This is a genomic window from Streptomyces sp. MS191, assembly GCF_008042125.1.
In the GTDB taxonomy this organism is placed as follows: Bacteria; Actinomycetota; Actinomycetes; order Streptomycetales; family Streptomycetaceae; genus Streptomyces.
Map to the genome: position 1 here is coordinate 405,856 of NZ_RDBI01000066.1, position 18,370 is coordinate 424,225.

Below are 18,370 nucleotides of genomic sequence, written 5' to 3' on the forward strand. Positions count from 1 at the left end.
CTGCCGCGCCCTCCATCGCTCAAGACTGTGCGGGTGGCACCGCGACCGATGCAGCGCTGTCCCACGTTAGTGAGTAGCAGTCGAGGGGGCAACGGGCCAGACGATCACCCGACCGATGATGCGCACGCCAAGAGTGGCCCGGCTGCCTTGCTCCATGACTCGCCCCGCGTGAGCACAGCCGTGCCCTCGGTGCGCAGGGGGTCGACTACAGGCGTGAGGAAGTCGGTCCGCCAGTGCTCTACAGCCTCCGGCTTCATGCCGCTCGCGGCGACCACGGTCCCCACTCTGGCTTCGAGGACGGCTGCTCCCTGCGCGATGTCATCTCCAGTCCACTCGTCCATGTGCTCGGCCACCAGGGCCCACGTCAACTTGATCACGCGGAGGAGCGTACGGCCGGAGCGAGCCGTTCAGGAGGGCAGGAGGCACGAAGCCAAAGGGGCGGGGGTATGACCCCCTGAAGCCGCCCTCCCCGGCCGCCGCGTCTTAGCAGCTCGGATTCTGCCACGGTTCCAGGGCCGACGAGTGCCTCGCGCTCACGCAGTCAAGCGCACACATCTCCGCAGGTCAGCGGCGGCGCGAGCGCTGTACAGAGCCTTGGTCGACACTGCACAAGAATGGAGGCCGCGGCGACCTGCACCTAGGCGCTCAGGCTGCCGCTTCGCCCGGGTCATCGTCCTCCGATGATTCATCCGCATCGGACTTTGGGGAAACCCAGGTGGTACCGGAAGGCAGGTCTTCCCCTGTCTCTTCCTTGTATTGCGCCTTCTTCTCCTCGCTGGCGTTCCAGCCGGGGTGGAGATTCCGTAGGTGATTTTTAGCGGAGTCCCGAGGACCGCTCGCCCTGTCGGAGGCGGAGGACTGTTCCTGCTCGGCGACACCCTCGGCATCCCCAACGCCCTCGGCGTCTGCGAGACCCTCGACGTAGTTGGGGTACTCGTCTTCGTCCTCGGCCCTGCTGTGCTGCGCGAGGACCGCAACAGTGACCACACCTACAACCGCGCCTGCGGCTTTGGCGTAGCGGATCGTCCTAGGGTGCTCCTCGGCCCAGCCCTTGCCCTTCTCGACCCAGCCTTCGACCTTCTCGCGGAGGGAGGTGGGCTCGCCGCCATTGAGGGGCGTGGAGTCAGTCACGGGCACAGATTTACCGGACCCACCCCTCGCCTGTCAGGCAATCGCCTGACGTCGCCCGACCAAATTCAGGGACGCCCGCCAGGCTGGAGTGTGTCTGCCCGTCTTCGAGGCTTATTGAAGGTGCGGCCTGCGGCCGCCACAGTCGTCTACCGGCTTCCCGCTGCCGGCTCCTTGGGGCCGCTCTGCCTTTCGCCGCTGTTCCGTCACTGTTCCCCTTCGTGCCCTGGGCGGAGGCTCCTGAGGGGCTCGCAGGAGTGTGTGGTGCGGTGGGTCCAAAGCTTCGCTGCATCACCGCGCTGCGCTAACGACATCCGGAAGCTGAGGGGAGAGGGGGCCGTTGAAGGTCACTTGGCCTTCTTCGCCTAGATGACAGGGGTGCTTTGGGCGGTGCGGAGGGCGCTCGTTGATCAATGCGCCACGGGAGTCGTCCCCACATCTGTGCCCAGCGACTTTCACCCGTCACCTACCTGTGGACCTTCGCTGCGCCAGGGGGAGTTCCCGGCCTTGCCTACCACCCGGATCGCAGGTGGTACAGGTTTGACACGGCTGAGCGGGACCGCCGACACGCTGGGGTAGTAGCGGCACACCGACCGTGCTGGCTCAGTCGCGGATGGGCAACTTTGTGCGCCATGTCAGTGGGGTCGGCTAGCCTTCGGCTGTGATTACGGGTGAGCTGAAGAGCAAGATCGACCGCGTCTGGGACGCCTTCTGGTCGGGTGGGATCTCGAATCCCCTGGAGGTGATCGAGCAGATCACGTACCTGATGTTCATCCGCCGCCTAGACGATCTCCAGACGGCGAAGGAGAACAGAGCCAACCGGATCGGCCGACCGATCGAGAGCCCGATCTACACCGTCGAGACGGACCGGCTGCGCTGGTCGCGCTTCACCAATGAAGCGCCAGATAACATGCTCGCTCTCGTGCGGGACGGTGTGTTCCCGTGGCTGCGGAACCTCGGCGGCGAAGGATCGACGTACTCGCACCACATGCGGGACGCCCGCTTCGCGATCACGACACCGAACCTGCTGGCGAAGGTCGTCGACATGCTCGATGAGATCCCGCTTGGCGACCGGGACGTCAAGGGTGATCTGTACGAGTACATGCTCAGCAAGATCGCCACGGCGGGACACAACGGACAGTTCCGTACCGCCCGGCACATCATCCAGCTGATGGTGGAGATGACGGCCCCCGGGCCGAAGGACGAGATTTGCGACCCGGCGTGTGGCACGGCTGGCTTCCTCGTAGCTGCGGCGGAGTACGTCAGCCGTACTCACCATGAAGCACTCTTGGAACCGGCGCAGCGCCAGCACTTCAACGAAAGCATGTTCCACGGGTTCGACTTCGACAGCACCATGCTGCGCATTGGGTCGATGAACATGCTCCAGCACGAGGTTGAGAGTCCCGACATTCGGTACAGGGACTCGCTCGCTGAGAGCGCTGCTGGTGAGGCGGAGCGCTACTCACTGATCCTTGCCAACCCGCCGTTCGCCGGCAGCCTCGACTACGACGCCACGGCCAAGGACTTGCAGGCGGTCGTCAAGACCAAGAAGACTGAGCTGCTGTTCCTGGCCTTGTTCCTGCGCTTGCTCAAGCCTGGAGGTCGGGCGGCTGTGGTCGTGCCGGAAGGCGTGCTCTTCGGCTCGACGAAGGCACACAAGGAGTTGCGGAAGATTCTCGTCGAGGACCACAAGCTCGACGCAGTGGTCAAGCTGCCGAGCGGGGTGTTCAAGCCGTACAGCGGAGTGTCAACCGCGATCCTCTTTTTCACCAAGACGAATAGCGGCGGCACGGACAACCTCTGGTTCTACGAGGTCACGGCAGATGGGTGGAGCCTGGACGATAAGCGCACCCCCCTGCTAGACGAGTACAGGCTCGGGCCGGTCCCAGCGGCAGGCGAACTTACCGACGGCGAACACGAGAAGAATAATCTCCCGGACGTGCTGCGTCGCTGGAGGCTCCGTAACGGGAGCGAACAGCAGCGCGCCCGGACTGAGCAGAGCTTCTGCGTGCCCAAGGCCGACATCGTCGCTCGGGGATACGACCTGAGTCTGCAGCCCTACAAGGAGATCCTCCACGAAGAGGTCGAGCACCGCACTCCGGCCGAGATCATGGACGAGCTGGCCCGCATCGAGGCCGAGATCCAGCAGGGCATGAGCGAGCTCAAGGGGATTCTGTAAATGCAGACTGCCGTACTCGGTGACGTAGCCAATTTCTACGCTGGCGCATCGCTTCCTGCCGGTGAAGACTTCGTTGGTCAGTCAGGCGGATACCTTCTTGCCAAGGTGTCGGATATGAACCTCCCCGGTAATGAGCGAACCCTGTCGCGTACCCGCGGCTGGAGCGCCGTAGCAGGTGCCAAATCGGCAACCGCTCCGGCTGGTTCGCTTGTTCTCCCTAAGCGGGGCGGTGCCATCGGGACAAACAAAAAGAGAATTCTGGAACGAGCGTGCATTCTCGATCCAAACTTGATGGCCGTTGAAGCACTCCCCGAGCGGCTCGACAAGGGATACCTGTATCACTGGTTCCAATCTTTTGATCTTTCCTCCATTGTGAATGGCAGCACTGTCCCTCAGTTGAACAAGAAAGACTTGGCTCCGCTGCGCCTTCCTCTACCGCCTGTTGACGTGCAGCAGCGGATTGCTCAGGTGCTGGACCAGGTGGACGCGCTGCGCGACAAGCGCCGCGAGGCTATCGCTCGGCTAGGCGCCCTCGTGCAGGCGACGTTCGTGGATATGTTCGGGGACGCCCGGACCAATCCCATGAACTGGCCTACTGGACCCATGGCCCAGGTGGTGGACGAGTTCCGCTACGGGACATCCGTGAAATCCAGCGCCCAGGGCCATCCCGCCCTGCGTATCCCGAACGTGCTGAGCGGGACGCTGGACATGTCGGAGATCAAGAAGGTCCCGGTCTCCGAGGCCGAATTTGGGCGGCTGCGTCTCGTTGATGGGGATCTGCTGTTCGTCCGCACGAACGGAAACCCCGAGTACGTGGGCAGATGTGCGGTGTTCTCTGCGGAGGACGCTTCCGCAGCCGGGTTCGACGGCAGCGAGTTCATCTATGCGTCGTACTTGATCAGGGCTCGGCTGCGGCGCGATGCCGTCGACCCGGGGTATGTGCGTGAGCACTTGCTCAGCGCATCCGGGCGAGCGGTGCTGCTCTCCAAGTCGAAGACTTCGGCCGGTCAGTACAACATCAATATTCAAGGGCTTGGGGAGGTCCCGCTGATGATGCCTCCGGTCGGGCTGCAGAAGGAGTTTGCGCGCCGGATTGAGCGAGTGAAGATGTTCCAGAAGACCCATGAGACCCACTTGGCTGCATTGGATGCACTGTTTGTCTCTGTCCGGCATCGCGCGTTCCGGGGTGAGCTGTGGGCTGACGCCGCGGCGGTCTGACGAGTTGGGCGGGGCCAGATTGTTCCTTCCACCCTTGTGACTTGAGTACCAGGAAAGGGCACCACGTGAGCAACTTCGGTTTCCTCAAGGCCGAGTGGCCTGACCTCTGCGGCGAGGCGATACGCGCGGAGCGGCTGGCGATGGCTGATCCGCGCGCGGCGGTGTTCTATGCGCGACGGTCGGTGGAGCTCAGTATCACGTGGATGTTCGAGGTGGACGAGGCGCTTCAGCGTCCGTACCGGGATGACATAGCGGCGATGCTCTCGGAGCCAACGTTTGTGCGAGTAGTGGGGCCAGCGATCCGCACGAAGATGGACATCATCCGGCGGCAGGGGAACGCCGCAGTGCACCGGAGGACGCCGGTGTCGGTGAACGATGCTATGCGGGTCGTGGGCGAGCTGTTTCACGTCATGTACTGGCTTGCTCGCACCTATTCCGTGGACAAGGCGAACCTGCCCGCGCCGGGCCTCACCTTCGACCCGACACTTGTGCCGCGCCCAGAGCCGGCCAGTGTGCGGCTGGCCAAGCAGGCCGAACTGAAGAAGATGGCGGAGCAGTTTGCCGCGCAGCAGGAGGAGCTGGCGGCTGAGCGGCGGAAGAGCCAGGACCTCGATGCTGAGCTGCAGGCACTCCGCGCGGAGATCAAGGCCGCGAAGGCTGCCAACGAGGCGCGGGTCGACACGCACGATTACAACGAGTCCGAGACCCGGACACTGATCATCGACCTGCTTCTGAAGGAGGCAGGCTGGGCGTTGGATCAGCCGAGCGACCGGGAGTTCCCGATCACTGGCTTGCCGGAGTCGGTGTCCAAGACGGGCAAGGGCAAGGTCGACTACGTCCTGTGGGACAACGACGGGAAGCCCCTGGCGGTCGTGGAGGCCAAGCGCACCACGAAGGACGCGAGGGTTGGGCAGCACCAGGCCAAGCTCTACGCGGACGCGTTGGAGAAGCAGTTTGGGCAGCGACCGGTCATCTTCTATACCAACGGTTACCACACCTATATTTGGGATGACCTGAACTACCCCCCGCGCGAGGTTCAGGGCTTCTACACCAAGGAGGAGCTGCGGCTCCTAGTGCAGCGCAGGGTCGGTCGGCAGAGTCTGGCGAAGCTTCCGATCAACGACCAAATCGCTGGCCGCGCCTACCAGTCGCATGCGATTCGTCGGCTGGCCGAAGCGTTCGAGTCCGACGCGGCGCGGCACGCCCTGCTCGTGATGGCCACCGGCTCGGGCAAGACCCGGACCGTGATCGCGCTGTCCGACCTGATGATGCGGGCGAACTGGGTCAAGCGCGTGCTCTTCCTTGCCGACCGCAAGGTACTGGTCAAGCAGGCCGCGAACGCCTTCAAGAACCAGCTGCCGGGCGCGCCGGTCGTAAACCTCCTGGATGAGAAGAACACCAACGCTCGGGTGTACGTCTCCACGTACCCGACGCTGATGAACCTCATCAACGAGGTGGACGAATCGGGGACGCGCCGCTTCGGGCCGGGGCATTTCGATCTGATCGTGGTGGACGAGGCACACCGGTCGATCTACCAGAAGTACGGTGCGATCTTCGATTACTTCGATGCCCTGCTTGTCGGTCTGACCGCGACGCCGAAGGACGAGATTGACAGGAACACCTACCGGCGCTTCCAACTGGAGGATGGTGTTCCGACGGACGTGTACAGCCTTGAGGAGGCCGTCGCCGACGGTTACCTCGTGCCGGCCAGGGCCGTCGAGGTGCCCCTGAAGTTCCAGCGCGGCGGCATCAGGTACGCCGATCTCTCCGACGAGGAGAAGGAGCGCTGGGACGAACTCGACTGGGCAGAGGATGGCAGCGTCCCGGACGAGATCAGCTCCGAGGAACTCAACAAGTACCTGTTCAACGCCGACACGGTGGATAAGGCACTCGCGACCCTGATGGAGCAGGGGGTCCGAGTGGCGGGTGGAGACCGTCTCGGCAAGACCATCATCTTCGCGGCGAACAACGCCCACGCCGAGTTCATCGCCGAGCGGTTCGATGCCAACTACCCCCACCTGCGTGGGGAATTTGCCCAGGTCATCACGTACCGCAAGGAGTATGCGCAGAGCCTCATCGACCAGTTCTCCGATCCGTCGAAGGCACCGCACATAGCGATCTCGGTCGACATGCTCGACACAGGCGTGGACGTGCCGGAGGTCGTGAATCTGGTCTTCTTCAAACTGGTGCGCTCCAAGACTAAGTTCTGGCAGATGATAGGTCGCGGCACACGCCTGTGCCCGGACCTGTTCGGCCCGAACCGAGACAAGGACGGGTTCCTTGTCTTCGACCTCTGCCAGAACATTGAGTTCTTCAACCAGAACCTGATGAAGGCCGAAGGCAAGCTCGGACCGTCCCTGGCCCAGCGCATCTTCACTAGCCGTGCGGACCTGCTGTTCGCCCTGGACGCAAAGGACCCCGTCCCGCGGGCTGACGGTCAGGAGCAGTCTGACCAAGGCGAGCATGCTGAGGCGCGGCCGACTGCCGCTGATGGCACGCAGAGCACCACCGAGCTGCGGCAGGAGCTGGCCGAGCGGCTGCACCAGGAAGTCACGGCCATGAACCCGGACAACTTCTTGGTGCGTCCGAAGCGTGAGTACGTCGATGCCTTCTCCGGCTTGGATGCCTGGCTCTCGCTGACACAGGAGACCCACGCCCAGGTCGTGGACCATCTCGCCGACCTTCCTACTGCGTTCCGCGACGACGACAACACCGAGGAAGCCAAGCGCTTCGACCTGCTCGCCCTGCGCGTGCAGCTTGCGGTAGTGAACGCGGACCCCAGCTACGACCGGCTGCGTGCGCAGGTGCAGGAGATCGCCTCTGCGCTGCAGGACCAATACACGATCCCAGTGGTGCGGGCCCAGCAGGAGCTGATCGACGAACTCGTCGGCGACGAGTGGTGGCAGGACGTGACCCTGCCGATGCTGGAGGGGATGCGGCGACGGCTGCGCAGCCTGGTCAAGCTGATCGAGAAAACCCGCCGCAACATCGTCTATACGGACTTCGAGGATGAGCTGGGCGAGTTGAGAGTCGCGCAGTTGCAGGGCACGGCCATCGGCACGGACCTGACCCGGTTCGAGCAGAAGCTCAAGATCTACCTGCGCGCGCACGAAGATCACCTGGCGATTCAGAAGATCCGTCGGAACCGTCAAGTCACGGCCACCGACCTGAGTGAGTTGGAACGGATATTCCTTGAAGCCGGCATCGGCACCGAGGCAGACCTCGATCGCACCCGGAACGCCGACGGCGGGCTCGGCATCTTCCTGCGTTCCCTGACCGGCCTGGAGCGAGAGGCCGCCCGGGACGCTTTCGAAGAGTTCCAGCGGGGGCGGACCTTCTCCAGCGCCCAGCTTCGTTATGTGGATCTTCTCGTCGACTACGTGGCCCGCAACGGCATGGCCGACGTCGCCGTGCTGTACGACCCACCGTTCAACGCCCTTGCCCCTCGCGGCCCGGAGGACCTGTTCGATGAGGCCGACATCGACCGGATGGGGGAGGTCATCAAGTCCATCCGTGCCACTGCCATCGTGGCGTAGCGCGGAGAAGCGATCGGCTCACGGTCGTCCTGGAAACGATGAAGGTCGTGGACGGGCTGCCGCAGCTTGACATCATCGAGTGACGTTCACCCGGTATCCGAGTTGATGACGAGGGAGGCGTTCCGCTTCCCTTTAAACCCCATGAGATGACGCGAAAGGTGGTGACCCATGGCGAAGCTTCGGTTGACCGTAGGGCGGGGGCACGTCGAGGAACTGGCACGCCTGCGCCATCCTGTCGGAGCCGTCGAGGAGCTGATCTGGAACTCTCTTGACGCGGATGCCGAGAACGTCACCGTCGTGCTTGAGCGCAACGACTTCGACGGAGTCGACCGAGTAGCCGTGATCGACGACGGCACTGGTATTGCGGCGGAGAAGTGCAGCGACTACTTCGAGCAGATCGGTACGTCCTGGAAGAAGCGCACGCAGGTCAGCGAGGTCAAGAAGCGCGTGCTGCACGGGAAGAACGGGCGGGGCCGAGTCCGGGCCTTCGCGCTCGGCAGCGAGGTGCGCTGGACCAGCGTGAGCAGGATGCAGGGGATCCGCCGTCGTGTGGTCATCGAGTCCGATCGCAGCTCCATGGACGAGTTTGACGTCAGCGATCCCGAGCCGACGACTGACGCGACGGGGACGGTCTTCGAGGCGTTCGGCGGGGAGGACCTCCAGAAGCTGACCGAGGACGCCGCTCGTACCGCACTCACCGCTGCCTTCGCGCTTCACCTGGAGGCGTACCCGGACATCTGCATCACCTACGACGGGACGCGGCTTGACCCGGCGTCGGAGCAGGTTCACGTCGATACGTACGAGGTGGCGGCCCCGCCGGGCAGCTCTCACCCGCCGGCCCAGCTGAAGATCATCGAATGGTCGCGTCCGTATTCCCGGGCTCTGATCCTGTGTGACGGCCGAGGTATGTCCTTGGCGCAGCTGAAGCCGGAGATCCAGGCTCCCGGCTTCCACTTCACCGCGTACCTGTCCTGGTCGGGGTTCGAGGATGATTCGGTCGGCGACCTCGCCTTTGCCGACTGGACACCGGAGGGGCCTGCTGCCGAGGTGCTGGCCGAAGCCCGGGAGCGTATGCGTGAGCACTTCCGCTCCCGTGCCGACGAACGTCGTCGTGAGCTCGTCGAACAGTGGCGCGCGGAAGGTTTCTACCCGTACATGGGCGAGCCCGCCAACGACCAGGAGCGTGCGGAGCGTGAGACCTTCGACGCCGTGGCGACGGCGGTCGTCCGGCACCTGCCGGCGAGTAAGAGGGCACAGAAGGTGTCCTTCGCGCTTCTGCGCTCCGTCCTGACTCACGAGCCGGGTGAAGTGCTGCGCATCGCCGAGGAGCTCTTCGCGCTCTCCAAGCAGGAGCAGACGGAACTCAGCCGTCTCCTTGACCGTACGCCGCTGTCTGCCCTGATCAAGGCATCAACAGCGACGACTGGACGTCTCGACTTCCTGTCGGCCCTGGAGCACCTCGTCTTCGAGCCCGTGGCCAAGGGACGGGTCAAGGAACGCACCGAGCTGCACCGGATCCTGGAGAACGAGTGCTGGATCTTCGGTGAGGAGTACGGATTGCACGTCAGCGATCGCAGTCTGAACGAGGTGCTGAGACAGCACTGTCGTCTACTCGACCGGGATGCGCCGGCACCGGCCCCTGTCCTGCGGGAGGACGGGAGCCGGGGGATCGTCGATCTGATGCTGTCCCGTGCTGCCCGGCAGCGGAAGGGGGAACGTCACCATCTCGTGGTGGAACTCAAGAGGTCGAGTGTCACCTTGGGTATGACCGAGTTCTCACAGATCAACAGCTACGCGCAGGCGGTCATGAACGACGACAGGTTCCGGGACCCCAAGGTGACCTGGGACTTCTGGCTCGTCGGCAATGCCATGGAAGAGGGCCTGCGCCAGCTCGCCCACCAGCCGGACCGGATGCCCGGATGCGCCGTCAACCAGCCCGCGTACCGAATCTGGGTGCGCACTTGGGGTGAGATCATCGAGGACGCTCAGGAACGGCTGCGCTTCTACAGCGAGCAGCTTGAGTACCAGTCGTCGACCGAGCACGCCATGGACTATCTGATCAGGGAGCACGCCGACGGGGTCGTGGACCTGGTCAGCGACGGCGTGGTGCCGGTGGCGAGGACTGGGGACAGCGGATCGATTGGAGCTGCCACCACCCCGTGAGGCCCGGACTGGGCCGACGGTCGTACGCGGCGGCGACGGGGAAGGTCAACGGCGTCAGGGCAGGATGTGAGTCTGGACAGTTCCTGACGAGAGGGGCGCCCCGCGGCCCCGAGGAAAGGCAGCAGCGAAGAGGTTGGTACGTAAGGGGAAGTCAGGCCGAGCATGCCGTCTTCCTGAAGAGCGGCCTTGGCCGCATACTGGCTGATCTTCTTCGCCCCTGCACAGGCTTCCGGCTCCGCCGCTGTTCGTCAGCGCGTAAGCCGTCTTGCCCCTGTAGATGGCCCCCTTTTGAGGGGGGCCATCACTTTCAGGATCCCGTCCTTCCAGTTCTCCAGTGGACTGTGTTCTGGTCGGCCGCAGGCCGCCAGCGTTCAGCGAGCTGGCGTGCTTACGTAAGTAGGGGAGGAGCGAGGCTTGCCGAGCGGAGCGAGGTAGCTGGTGGTGGTGAGCATTCCCAAAAGGGGGGCCGCGTCACCACCACCACGGCTTACGCCGCTTCGGCGGTCCGGCGAACCCACCTGCCGCCAACGTGAGCGAGGGCGGCGCTGAGCTTCGGGCGGAGGGTCTCCGGCTTCCTGCCTGCCTCCTGCGCGTACTTGTTTGCAAGGGCCTTGATGGTTGTCTCTTGCGGCTGTTCTTCGAGGAGGCGGGCGATGAGGACTTCGTCCCACGGATCCGCCTTGGGCCGGCTGACGGCCTTCAGGCCGGGCTCGATCCGCTCCCATTGGGGGATCTCGTTCTCTGCCGAGGCGCGGCGCACGGTGACGGGGATGTCGAGTTCTTCGGTGGCTCGGTTGCTGGCGGTCTGGAGCCGCCGCCCCTGCTTGCCGGAGTTGCGCAGGGCGATGAGGCCACGGGCGGCGGCTCCCATGGCGCGCCCTCCGATCGGGGAGGATGCGACGCTCATCCCCTCTCCAGTCCCCTTGGGGGTGTGGGTGACGAGGAGCGTCGGGATGCCGAGGCCACTGATCGGTCGAAGACTGTTGACGAGGCGCTGAGCGGTTACGGATGACGCGATGTCCTCACCGGGGGCGAGCGCTCCAATGACGTTGTCCAGGACGAAAAGTCCGGGTTTGATGCGGGCAAGGTCCTCGTAGATGCCTGCCCAGTACCACGGGTCTCCGGTGTCGGAGAAAGGGAAGACGGTCACGGAGTCGTAGGGAACGGCCCCGTCCATGCGCTCCTTCAGTTCGGCTGGCGCACCGTCGTCGGTGAGGCCGAAGACGATGTGGTCGAGCTTCTTGTGTACGGGGAGCCCGAGGAACGTCGGGTCGCCGTTGAGTAGGGCGGTGCTCATGCCTACGGCGAGCAGGGTCTTACCGGCTTTGGGTTCTCCGGACAGGATGGTGATCCGAGTGGTGAGGAGATCACCGATGAGGAACGCTTCCTCGTACGGGACGCGCTCGATCTGGTGGAGCTGGAGTCCCTTGTCCTTGATGGCTCCCATGATGGGTGGCCGTCCTTCCGTGTGCGGCGCTCAGGTGCGCCGATGTCCTCCCGCCGCGCGACGGGATCATGTGACCTCCTTTCGGTCAGTGGGGAATGAGGGGGCCCCGTCAGGCCGAGACCGGGCACTCCCGATCGATCCAGTGGTCAACCTCTGACAGTCGGAAGCGCAGGCTGCCGCCGACCTTCCGGGACGGGATGCCGAGCATCCGGTGGTTGTTGTAGATCCACGCGGGCTTCTTGCCCAGGTACTTGGCCAGCTCGTCAACGGTCATGAGGCGGTGGTGGTGCAAAGGCGGGCTCCTGTCGATGAGTGGGTGGACCTGCACATTTTGAGCGCGTAGGTTCGGCGTGGTCAAGTCCGGATCTGTCGCATCCGGACTTGACGATACTGTGGCGCCTGCCTACGGTTCGGATATGAACTCGACACCTCAGCCACCAGGGCCCGAGCCGCGAAATGGCGTGACCGTCATCAAGCGCACGGGTGCATGGGTGGTGACTATGCACTGGCCCGAGGGAACCGGCGGATCGGTAGGGCCGCGTGAGGTCCATGTGGTTCCTGCGGTCGACGCTGATCCGCAGGAGGTCGCGCGGGGTATCTCCAGCACCGTTCTCCGGCGGATCAATACGACGCCGAGTCGGGACTTCGCCGCGATGCGGTCCCTTGAGGAGGCTGCTGACATAGATGTCCGCCAGCTTGGCAAGCGGCTGGCCTCTCTCCCGAGCGGTCTCACGGACGAGCGCCTGGCGGTGCTGTCTGCCCTCTACGTGCACTTCGTGAATGCGGGCGAGCGTGCCCCGGCTCAGCGCCTGGCGGTGGGCTTCGACTTGAACCCGGCCACCGTGAAGGGGCACCTGCGCGCCGCCCGGCAGAGGGGGTTCCTGACGAAGGTCGAAGGGAAAGCGGGCGGACAGCTCACGGACAAGGCTGTACAGATACTCAGGGGGATGAAGAGTGGCGCAGGTACTGAAGAAGTGTGACTGCCGGAACAAGACCCGGTGCGGGCACCGGTGGACGGTCCGCTACCGGGAGCCAGGAGGGAGGAGTGCGCGGCAGCGGGAGAGGTCGTTCCCCACGAAGAAGGAAGCCGAGAGCTTCGGCGTCAAGGCGGAGAACGACAAGCGGCAGGGTGTCTACATCGACCTCCAGCTCGGCCAGATCTCGCTGCGCAAGTGGGCCGAGGAGTGGCTGGAGCAGCACCAGGTGAACGAGTCCACGCGGCGCAACTACCAGGGCTTCCTCTTCAACCACCTGATACCGGAGCTGGGCTCCCGCACCCTCGCTGGCCTGACCGTCGCGGACGTGAAGAAGCTCCAGACCGCGATGGTGGGCCGAGGGCTGACGGCCGCGACGGTCAACGACCGCCTGAACATCCTGCGCAGCATGATGACGGCAGCCGTGAAGGAGCGCCGGATACCCGACAGCCCGTGCGACGAGGTGCCGCCTCTCAAGGCGGCGGGCGCTGCGGTCGATCCCGACGAGATCCCGACACTGGCCGAGGTGTACGCCATCGCAGCGGCCATGTCTGAGCAGTACCGGCTCACCGTATGGCTCCAGGCGGGTGCGGGGCTGCGCATCAGCGAGACCCTTGGCTTCTCGGCCGACTGCCAGCGAGACGGTTTCCTCCGGCTGCGACGCCAGATCAGCGCCAAGGCGAACCAGGGCGACTGCGTCACCCGCTTCGTGCCGCTGAAGCACCGCACGGCGGAGGAGTTCCGAGACGTACCCACGCCGACCTTCCTCGACCAGGAGATCGGACTGCACCTAAAGCGCTGGGGGACGGTCGTGCTCGATGGTCTGGAGGTCCTGTTCGCCCCGCGTGAGCGCGGCAAGGGCAAGATGCCCACGGCGTCGACGTACGGCTACCACTGGCGCAAGGCGCTGAAGGCCGCCGGAGTGACGACGCCGGACGGGAAGCCGAAGTACACGCCGCACTCGCTGCGGCACTTCTTCGCCTCGACGGCGTTGGCGAACGGCGTCCCGATCCACGAGGTGAGCCGCTGGCTCGGGCACCGCAACATCAAGACGACCGTCGACACGTACGGGCACCTCGTACCGGAGGCGTGGGACCGCTGCCGCGACGTCATGCAGGAGGCGCTGCGCCCGTCGGTTCCCCGCCAGGCGGCGGAGCCGTCGACGGCGCTGGCGGCGTGACGTGCTGGCTGCTCGACACCGTGCTGACTTGGTGCTGACCCGGCGCCTCCGTGAGAGGCGGAAACCCTTGGGAATACTGGGAAGTAGAGGGCTTCGTGAACGTTCCGCTTCAACGTCTAGGTGCTTCTCTGCACTTCACTCTCATGGGTGAACAGGGCTATGTGGCTCGTCAATGGGCCTCCGAGATGGATGGGATGGGGTCAGGGGTGRGGCAGCGCCGACGACTGCCCGGCGAGTTGTCGGGCGTCGGTAAGATCAGCGCTCTCAGGGGGGGCGATGCGAACATCAGAGCAGGGCGGCGAGGGGCGAAAGTACGCGCTGACGTCGGACGAGGACGACAGCGACTTCTGGGGCTTCGCTCGCGAGGCCAAGGGGCTCTTCACACCTCTGCCGGATGAGGAGGGCGCACGCCGAGTGCACCTCGAAGGGTGCCTCCCGCAGGGTGGCCTACTGAAGAGCCTCGATCATGTCGGTAGCCGTCGCGCCATGGCGGGAAACGCCTGGCTCGCCCTTCTCGACGGCGACGGTGCCACCATGGGGTCCTACTTCGTCAACGAGGTCACCGTCGTCGACGTCAAGCCTTCCGCCTGTGGAGCCGGCCTCGTCGACATCACGGTGACGCTGTGGTGCGAGAACGCCCTGCCCGGAGCGGAACGAGCGTGGGACCTGGTCCGCACGGCTCAACTGAACCGCACCGGAATGTGGCACGAACTCGCACCCGAGGAGAGACACGCGTGGCTGTCGGTGGCGCTGTGGTCCCGCGCGTACCAACGCCAGGGAAAGCCCGATGCCCCAGTCGACCAGGTGTTCACCTTGGACGGCCAGCACATCGTCGACGAAGACAGCTTCTACTGCGCGATCGGTGAGGCCGTCAACGGACCCGGCGGATACTTCGGCTGGAACCTGGACGCTCTGGATGACTGCCTTTGCGGAGGCTGGGGCGCCACTGCTCCATTCACTTTGCACTGGGAGTCCTCGGCCGAGGCTCGGGCACGGTTGGTAGAGAGCCTCCCGGTCGGCGACCGTGAGGTTGCGCTGTTAGACCTGCTCCTGGAGATCTTCGAGGAACGGGGCGTGAACGTCATCCTTCGGTGACGACTGGTCGCTTCCAGGCATTGGTCCTGGACCCGGGCGTCCAGTTCGGCGCGCGAACTTGCCTTCGGTTGGTTCACTCGGGTGCGTGCCCATCGCGCACGGCCTGCTGGTCGGGAGCTGGGTTGCGCGGGGTGTCCGTGACGGCAATTCGGCCGAAGCCGAGAGCTGACGTCTGCGGGATCGGCGTACACCACAGCACGAGCGGTCCCAGCCCCTGTCCGCGCAGACGTCGTACGGAGCCAGTCGTCGAGACCCGGCGTCTCATCGGGTCACCGCCATCACGGTAGAGCGAACACCATCCGGGGTCAGCCGGTAATCCCTGCCGTCGGCGTACTTCACCGGCACCTCGCTGGGCAGCTCCGGCCGGCGGACCTTCCACCCGGCCTCGTACGACAGCCGCGGTTTTCCTCGGACCAGCCGTTACAGACCGTGCAGACCTGCACCAGGTTGTGCGCCTGGTTGATCCACTCCTCCCTAACGCCGTCCATCCCGCGGTTCACCCGGTGGTGGGTCGTCAGGTCGAGGGCCGTGGCGTAGCGCACGCAGGCACCTTCATCGAGGGAGTGCACCAGAGCGCGCACGGTGTCGGTCGGGCCGGTACGGCGTCGGGCCATGGCAAGATCTCCGTCCTGCCCGCGCGCCTGGCCGTATGGCGCGACCACGAGGAAGGCGCGGGCGAGGACGGGACCATGAACGACTGGGCGCGCTTGCGTCGCATGCCGCTGGTCAGCCGCCGCTGGCCGTCATGAGGAAGTTCCCGGCCATCTCGATGAGCTTCTGCGCGGCTTGGTCCTGGCCCGCCTGGAGCAGGCTCTCCCTCATGCCCTCGAGGGCTCGTCGCATGCGGCTGGGTTGGGGTTCCTCTCTCTCCGCTTCGCGCTGCAGCGCCTCAGCGTCCTCCGCGATCCGCTCACGGATCGGCTCAGGGACGTCCATGGTGACGGCGGCGGCGAGGACCTGCTGGGCGAACTGGGCGAGGTCGTCTGGGGGGAACCCGATGTTGTTGTTCTGGGTGTTGTGGTCCCCGATCTGGTTGTTGCCGCCGTAGATGTTGGTGGTGACCGGGCGGGCGTCCTGCTGGTTGGCCACGAATTTCCTCACGTTGATGTGTTGGTCCCCGCACTGGATTCCAGACGGGGTCAGGGCGAGTGCGTACGACGGGTCGAAAGCCTCTCGGGGACGAATGGCGACCGATCGGGAGTACACGGTGGCCAGCTTGTTGTCCACCAGGAAGGCCGCGGCCTTCTCGATCGTTTCCGCGTCGATTCGCTGACCGAGGAGGACAGCACGGTCGGATGCAGCGAAGTCCTGCACCACAATGTGATAGTCGGGGACATCGTCCATTGCAGCGACGATCAGACCGTTCGCTGCGGTGTCGAACCGGTGCAGCTTGTTGCCGCGCAGCTGGAGGAGACGCTCCGCCTCGCGGACCCCCTTGGGTGTCAAAGTGCACCTGGTCGTGAAGCTGTTGCACCCGGCGTTCCGCTGTCCGTAGCGCTGTCCGTCGTGGTTGACGAGGCCGCGCTCGGCAAGCCACGCGACCAGTCTGAACACTTCCCCCTTCGCGGCCTCGGACCAGTCGCACGACCTGTGAGGGTCGACAGAAATGCGGCTGTCCATGCCTGCGGTCTTTTCGCGTATCCAGAGCAGGAGTAGGTCCGCTTCGGTCTCAAACGTCACGAGCCGATCGTATGTGTTGGGCTTGCGGCCCGGATGGGTTCCTGGGCATGGGGCTTGGCCAGTGGGTCGCTGAAGAACGGCAAGGGCCCGGGACCGAGGCCCCGCCAGCGGCCAAGCGTCCGGGCTGGCTGGGAGCGGGACGGGGACAGCCGGAGAGACGAGCTGGGCCCGGGCGTAGGCAGTCGGCAGCGGCGCCGCGTACGCCGGTGACGCCGCCGCGAAGGGACACCAGGGCGCGCATGGTGTCGGCCAGACCAGTACCGCCCGGACCACAGCAGGAACGTCAGAACCCGATGGGAATCCCGAGGAAGCCTGCCGCAGCCTGCGCGGCGCCCGTCGCAAGCACGGGCGGTGCGTACTTCATGGTGCCTTCCCAGACCTTTCGCGTCAGCTGACGCACGCGCCCTTCGTCAGGCTCAGTCGTGGCAAGCTCAGCCTGGAGTGCCTCTGCGTCGGCCTCGACCTCGGCCGGCAGATCTCCCCTGTGAGCGGCCTCCAGGACTTCTCGGGTGAAGGTAGCCAGCTGCTGCGGGTCGTAGCCGAAGGTGTTGTGCTGAACGTTGCCGGTGCCCATCTGAGGTGCCCCGCCGTTCACCGTGACGTTCCAGGTGTTGTTGTGCTGGTGATCGCTCAAGGCTTCCTCCATGTGGCTGCGTTGTGTCATTTCGGATCTTGGTCCGCTCACGCCAAGATCGACATGATGCTCTGTGCGAGGGTTGTGGCGGCCCCCACGGTGGTCGCCTTCGAGGGGTCGAGGCTCTCTCGGAGTCCTTCGATGAGGCGGCGCATCCGGGCAGACTGCGGCTCTTCACGCTCCGCCTCACGTTCAAGGGCTTCCACGTCTTCGGTGATCCGCTCACGGACAGGCTCCGGCACGTCCATGGACGGAACCAAACCCTTGACCTCGCGCACAAGCTTCATGACCTGCTCAGCGTTGAGGCCAAAGTTGTTATTTTGGACGTTGCCCGGGCCGATCTGGTTGGCGCCACCGTAGACCTCGACGGACCAGGAAGTCTGAATGCCCACAGGCTGCTGGCCAGCCAAGAATCCCTGAACGTCTACGTTGCTGTTCCAGCCGCATTTCCGGCCGAGGGGAGTGAGTGTGATCGCCGTTGGGCGGCTGGCGTCGCGTTCAACTCTGACTAGCTGTTCATTCTCGAGGTACTCGATCGCGCTGAAGATCTCGTCAAGTGTCAACACGTCGTCGAGGATCTGCGCATGCTCAGACGACAGGAAGTTCTGAACCTCGAGCCTGTGCTTCGGGAACTTGTCCGTTGCCGCGGTGATCAGCCCGTTGAGCGCCGTGTCGTACCGGATGACCGGACGATTCCGCTGCTCAAGCAGGTTCTCTGCCCTCACCACGCCAGCGGGGGAGAGGCACCACGACATCCCTGACGCCTTGGGCCCCGAAGCGGCCATGCCTGCCTGCTCGAGGTGGGCCGTCAACGTAAGCAGCCGTTCGTCTCCCAGGTCCTCCCAACCGGGCAGCTCGTTCACCTCGACCTCGGTGCCTGCAACACCGTTGAGTCGCTGGTACATCGCTACGAGCAGCAGGGCAGAAGCCCGTTCCGTGTTCACGATCCGATCGTAGAACGGCAGCCGTTCCTCCCACGAGAGTCCGTGGATTGTCGGATCCGGCCGCCCGGATTCCATGGGCGGAGAGGATCAGGGCCTGATCGCCGAGGGCGTCGATGATCTGTTTGAACAGCGGGGCGATCTTGTCGCGCTTCAGGGTTGCGGTGCTGCTCTGCGCTTCACCCGATTGGGTGG

Annotated in this window: 14 protein-coding genes; 7 read left to right on the forward strand and 7 right to left on the reverse strand. The window is 64.8% G+C overall.

Features of this window, described 5'->3' with window-relative positions; all coding sequences use genetic code 11:
• Positions 1 to 104: 104 nt before the first annotated feature.
• Together EAO71_RS30475 and EAO71_RS30480 are read right to left on the reverse strand one after the other, a co-directional pair.
• A complete protein-coding gene (locus EAO71_RS30475; protein WP_147981013.1) occupies positions 105 to 377 on the reverse strand; it encodes a hypothetical protein in 273 nt (90 codons plus the stop codon).
• Positions 378 to 645: 268 nt separating this feature from the next.
• Positions 646 to 1,131, reverse strand: coding sequence for a hypothetical protein (locus EAO71_RS30480; RefSeq protein WP_147981014.1), 486 nt, complete (start codon positions 1,129 to 1,131; stop codon positions 646 to 648).
• 658 nt (positions 1,132 to 1,789) lie between these two features.
• Between EAO71_RS30480 and EAO71_RS30485 the strand changes: the two genes are divergently transcribed.
• From EAO71_RS30485 to EAO71_RS30500, 4 genes are all read left to right on the forward strand, one after another.
• A complete protein-coding gene (locus tag EAO71_RS30485) occupies positions 1,790 to 3,307 on the forward strand; it encodes a type I restriction-modification system subunit M (protein WP_147981015.1) in 1,518 nt (505 codons plus the stop codon).
• The gene (locus EAO71_RS30490; RefSeq protein ID WP_147981016.1) at positions 3,308 to 4,525 is read left to right on the forward strand and encodes a restriction endonuclease subunit S; all 1,218 of its coding nucleotides are present in this window, start codon (positions 3,308 to 3,310) and stop codon (positions 4,523 to 4,525) included. It abuts the gene before it with no gap.
• Positions 4,526 to 4,590: 65 nt separating this feature from the next.
• Positions 4,591 to 8,061, forward strand: coding sequence for a DEAD/DEAH box helicase family protein (locus EAO71_RS30495; RefSeq protein WP_147981017.1), 3,471 nt, complete (start codon positions 4,591 to 4,593; stop codon positions 8,059 to 8,061).
• 168 nt (positions 8,062 to 8,229) lie between these two features.
• On the forward strand, positions 8,230 to 10,224 hold the full coding sequence (locus EAO71_RS30500) for an ATP-binding protein (RefSeq protein ID WP_147981018.1): 1,995 nt from the start codon (positions 8,230 to 8,232) through the stop codon (positions 10,222 to 10,224).
• Positions 10,225 to 10,711: 487 nt separating this feature from the next.
• On the opposite strand, the gene EAO71_RS30505 is transcribed toward EAO71_RS30500, so the two are convergent.
• Both EAO71_RS30505 and EAO71_RS30510 read right to left on the reverse strand, forming a co-directional pair.
• On the reverse strand, positions 10,712 to 11,671 hold the full coding sequence (locus EAO71_RS30505; RefSeq protein WP_147981019.1) for an AAA family ATPase: 960 nt from the start codon (positions 11,669 to 11,671) through the stop codon (positions 10,712 to 10,714).
• Positions 11,672 to 11,780: 109 nt separating this feature from the next.
• Positions 11,781 to 11,945: a helix-turn-helix domain-containing protein gene (locus tag EAO71_RS30510; protein WP_147981020.1), complete on the reverse strand. Its 165-nt coding sequence runs from the start codon at positions 11,943 to 11,945 to the stop codon at positions 11,781 to 11,783.
• Positions 11,946 to 12,132: 187 nt separating this feature from the next.
• Between EAO71_RS30510 and EAO71_RS30515 the strand changes: the two genes are divergently transcribed.
• From EAO71_RS30515 to EAO71_RS30525, 3 genes are all read left to right on the forward strand, one after another.
• Positions 12,133 to 12,651: a hypothetical protein gene (locus tag EAO71_RS30515; protein ID WP_147981021.1), complete on the forward strand. Its 519-nt coding sequence runs from the start codon at positions 12,133 to 12,135 to the stop codon at positions 12,649 to 12,651.
• The gene (locus EAO71_RS30520; RefSeq protein ID WP_147981022.1) at positions 12,626 to 13,825 is read left to right on the forward strand and encodes a tyrosine-type recombinase/integrase; all 1,200 of its coding nucleotides are present in this window, start codon (positions 12,626 to 12,628) and stop codon (positions 13,823 to 13,825) included. The genes EAO71_RS30515 and EAO71_RS30520 overlap by 26 nt, the downstream gene beginning before the upstream one ends.
• Before the next feature lie 276 nt (positions 13,826 to 14,101).
• Complete coding sequence (locus tag EAO71_RS30525; RefSeq protein WP_147981023.1) at positions 14,102 to 14,920, forward strand: barstar family protein; 819 nt, start codon at positions 14,102 to 14,104, stop codon at positions 14,918 to 14,920.
• Positions 14,921 to 15,646: 726 nt separating this feature from the next.
• On the opposite strand, the gene EAO71_RS30530 is transcribed toward EAO71_RS30525, so the two are convergent.
• The 3 genes from EAO71_RS30530 to EAO71_RS30540 form a co-directional block, all read right to left on the reverse strand.
• Positions 15,647 to 16,600, reverse strand: a complete 954-nt coding sequence (locus tag EAO71_RS30530; protein ID WP_147981024.1) for a hypothetical protein — start codon at positions 16,598 to 16,600, stop codon at positions 15,647 to 15,649.
• 283 nt (positions 16,601 to 16,883) lie between these two features.
• The gene (locus tag EAO71_RS30535; protein ID WP_187282885.1) at positions 16,884 to 17,264 is read right to left on the reverse strand and encodes a hypothetical protein; all 381 of its coding nucleotides are present in this window, start codon (positions 17,262 to 17,264) and stop codon (positions 16,884 to 16,886) included.
• 17 nt (positions 17,265 to 17,281) lie between these two features.
• Entirely contained in the window at positions 17,282 to 18,178 is an 897-nt protein-coding gene (locus EAO71_RS30540; RefSeq protein ID WP_147981026.1) for a hypothetical protein, read from the reverse strand.
• Positions 18,179 to 18,370: the final 192 nt, after the last annotated feature.

Coding starts and splice junctions, on each gene's coding strand:
- EAO71_RS30490 (WP_147981016.1), top strand. CDS start 3,308: ATGCAGACTGCCGTACTCGGTGACGTAGCCAATTTCTACGCTGGCGCA.
- EAO71_RS30500 (WP_147981018.1), top strand. CDS start 8,230: ATGGCGAAGCTTCGGTTGACCGTAGGGCGGGGGCACGTCGAGGAACTG.
- EAO71_RS30505 (WP_147981019.1), bottom strand. CDS start 11,671: ATGGGAGCCATCAAGGACAAGGGACTCCAGCTCCACCAGATCGAGCGC.
- EAO71_RS30510 (WP_147981020.1), bottom strand. CDS start 11,945: ATGACCGTTGACGAGCTGGCCAAGTACCTGGGCAAGAAGCCCGCGTGG.
- EAO71_RS30525 (WP_147981023.1), top strand. CDS start 14,102: ATGCGAACATCAGAGCAGGGCGGCGAGGGGCGAAAGTACGCGCTGACG.
- EAO71_RS30535 (WP_187282885.1), bottom strand. CDS start 17,264: ATGACACAACGCAGCCACATGGAGGAAGCCTTGAGCGATCACCAGCAC.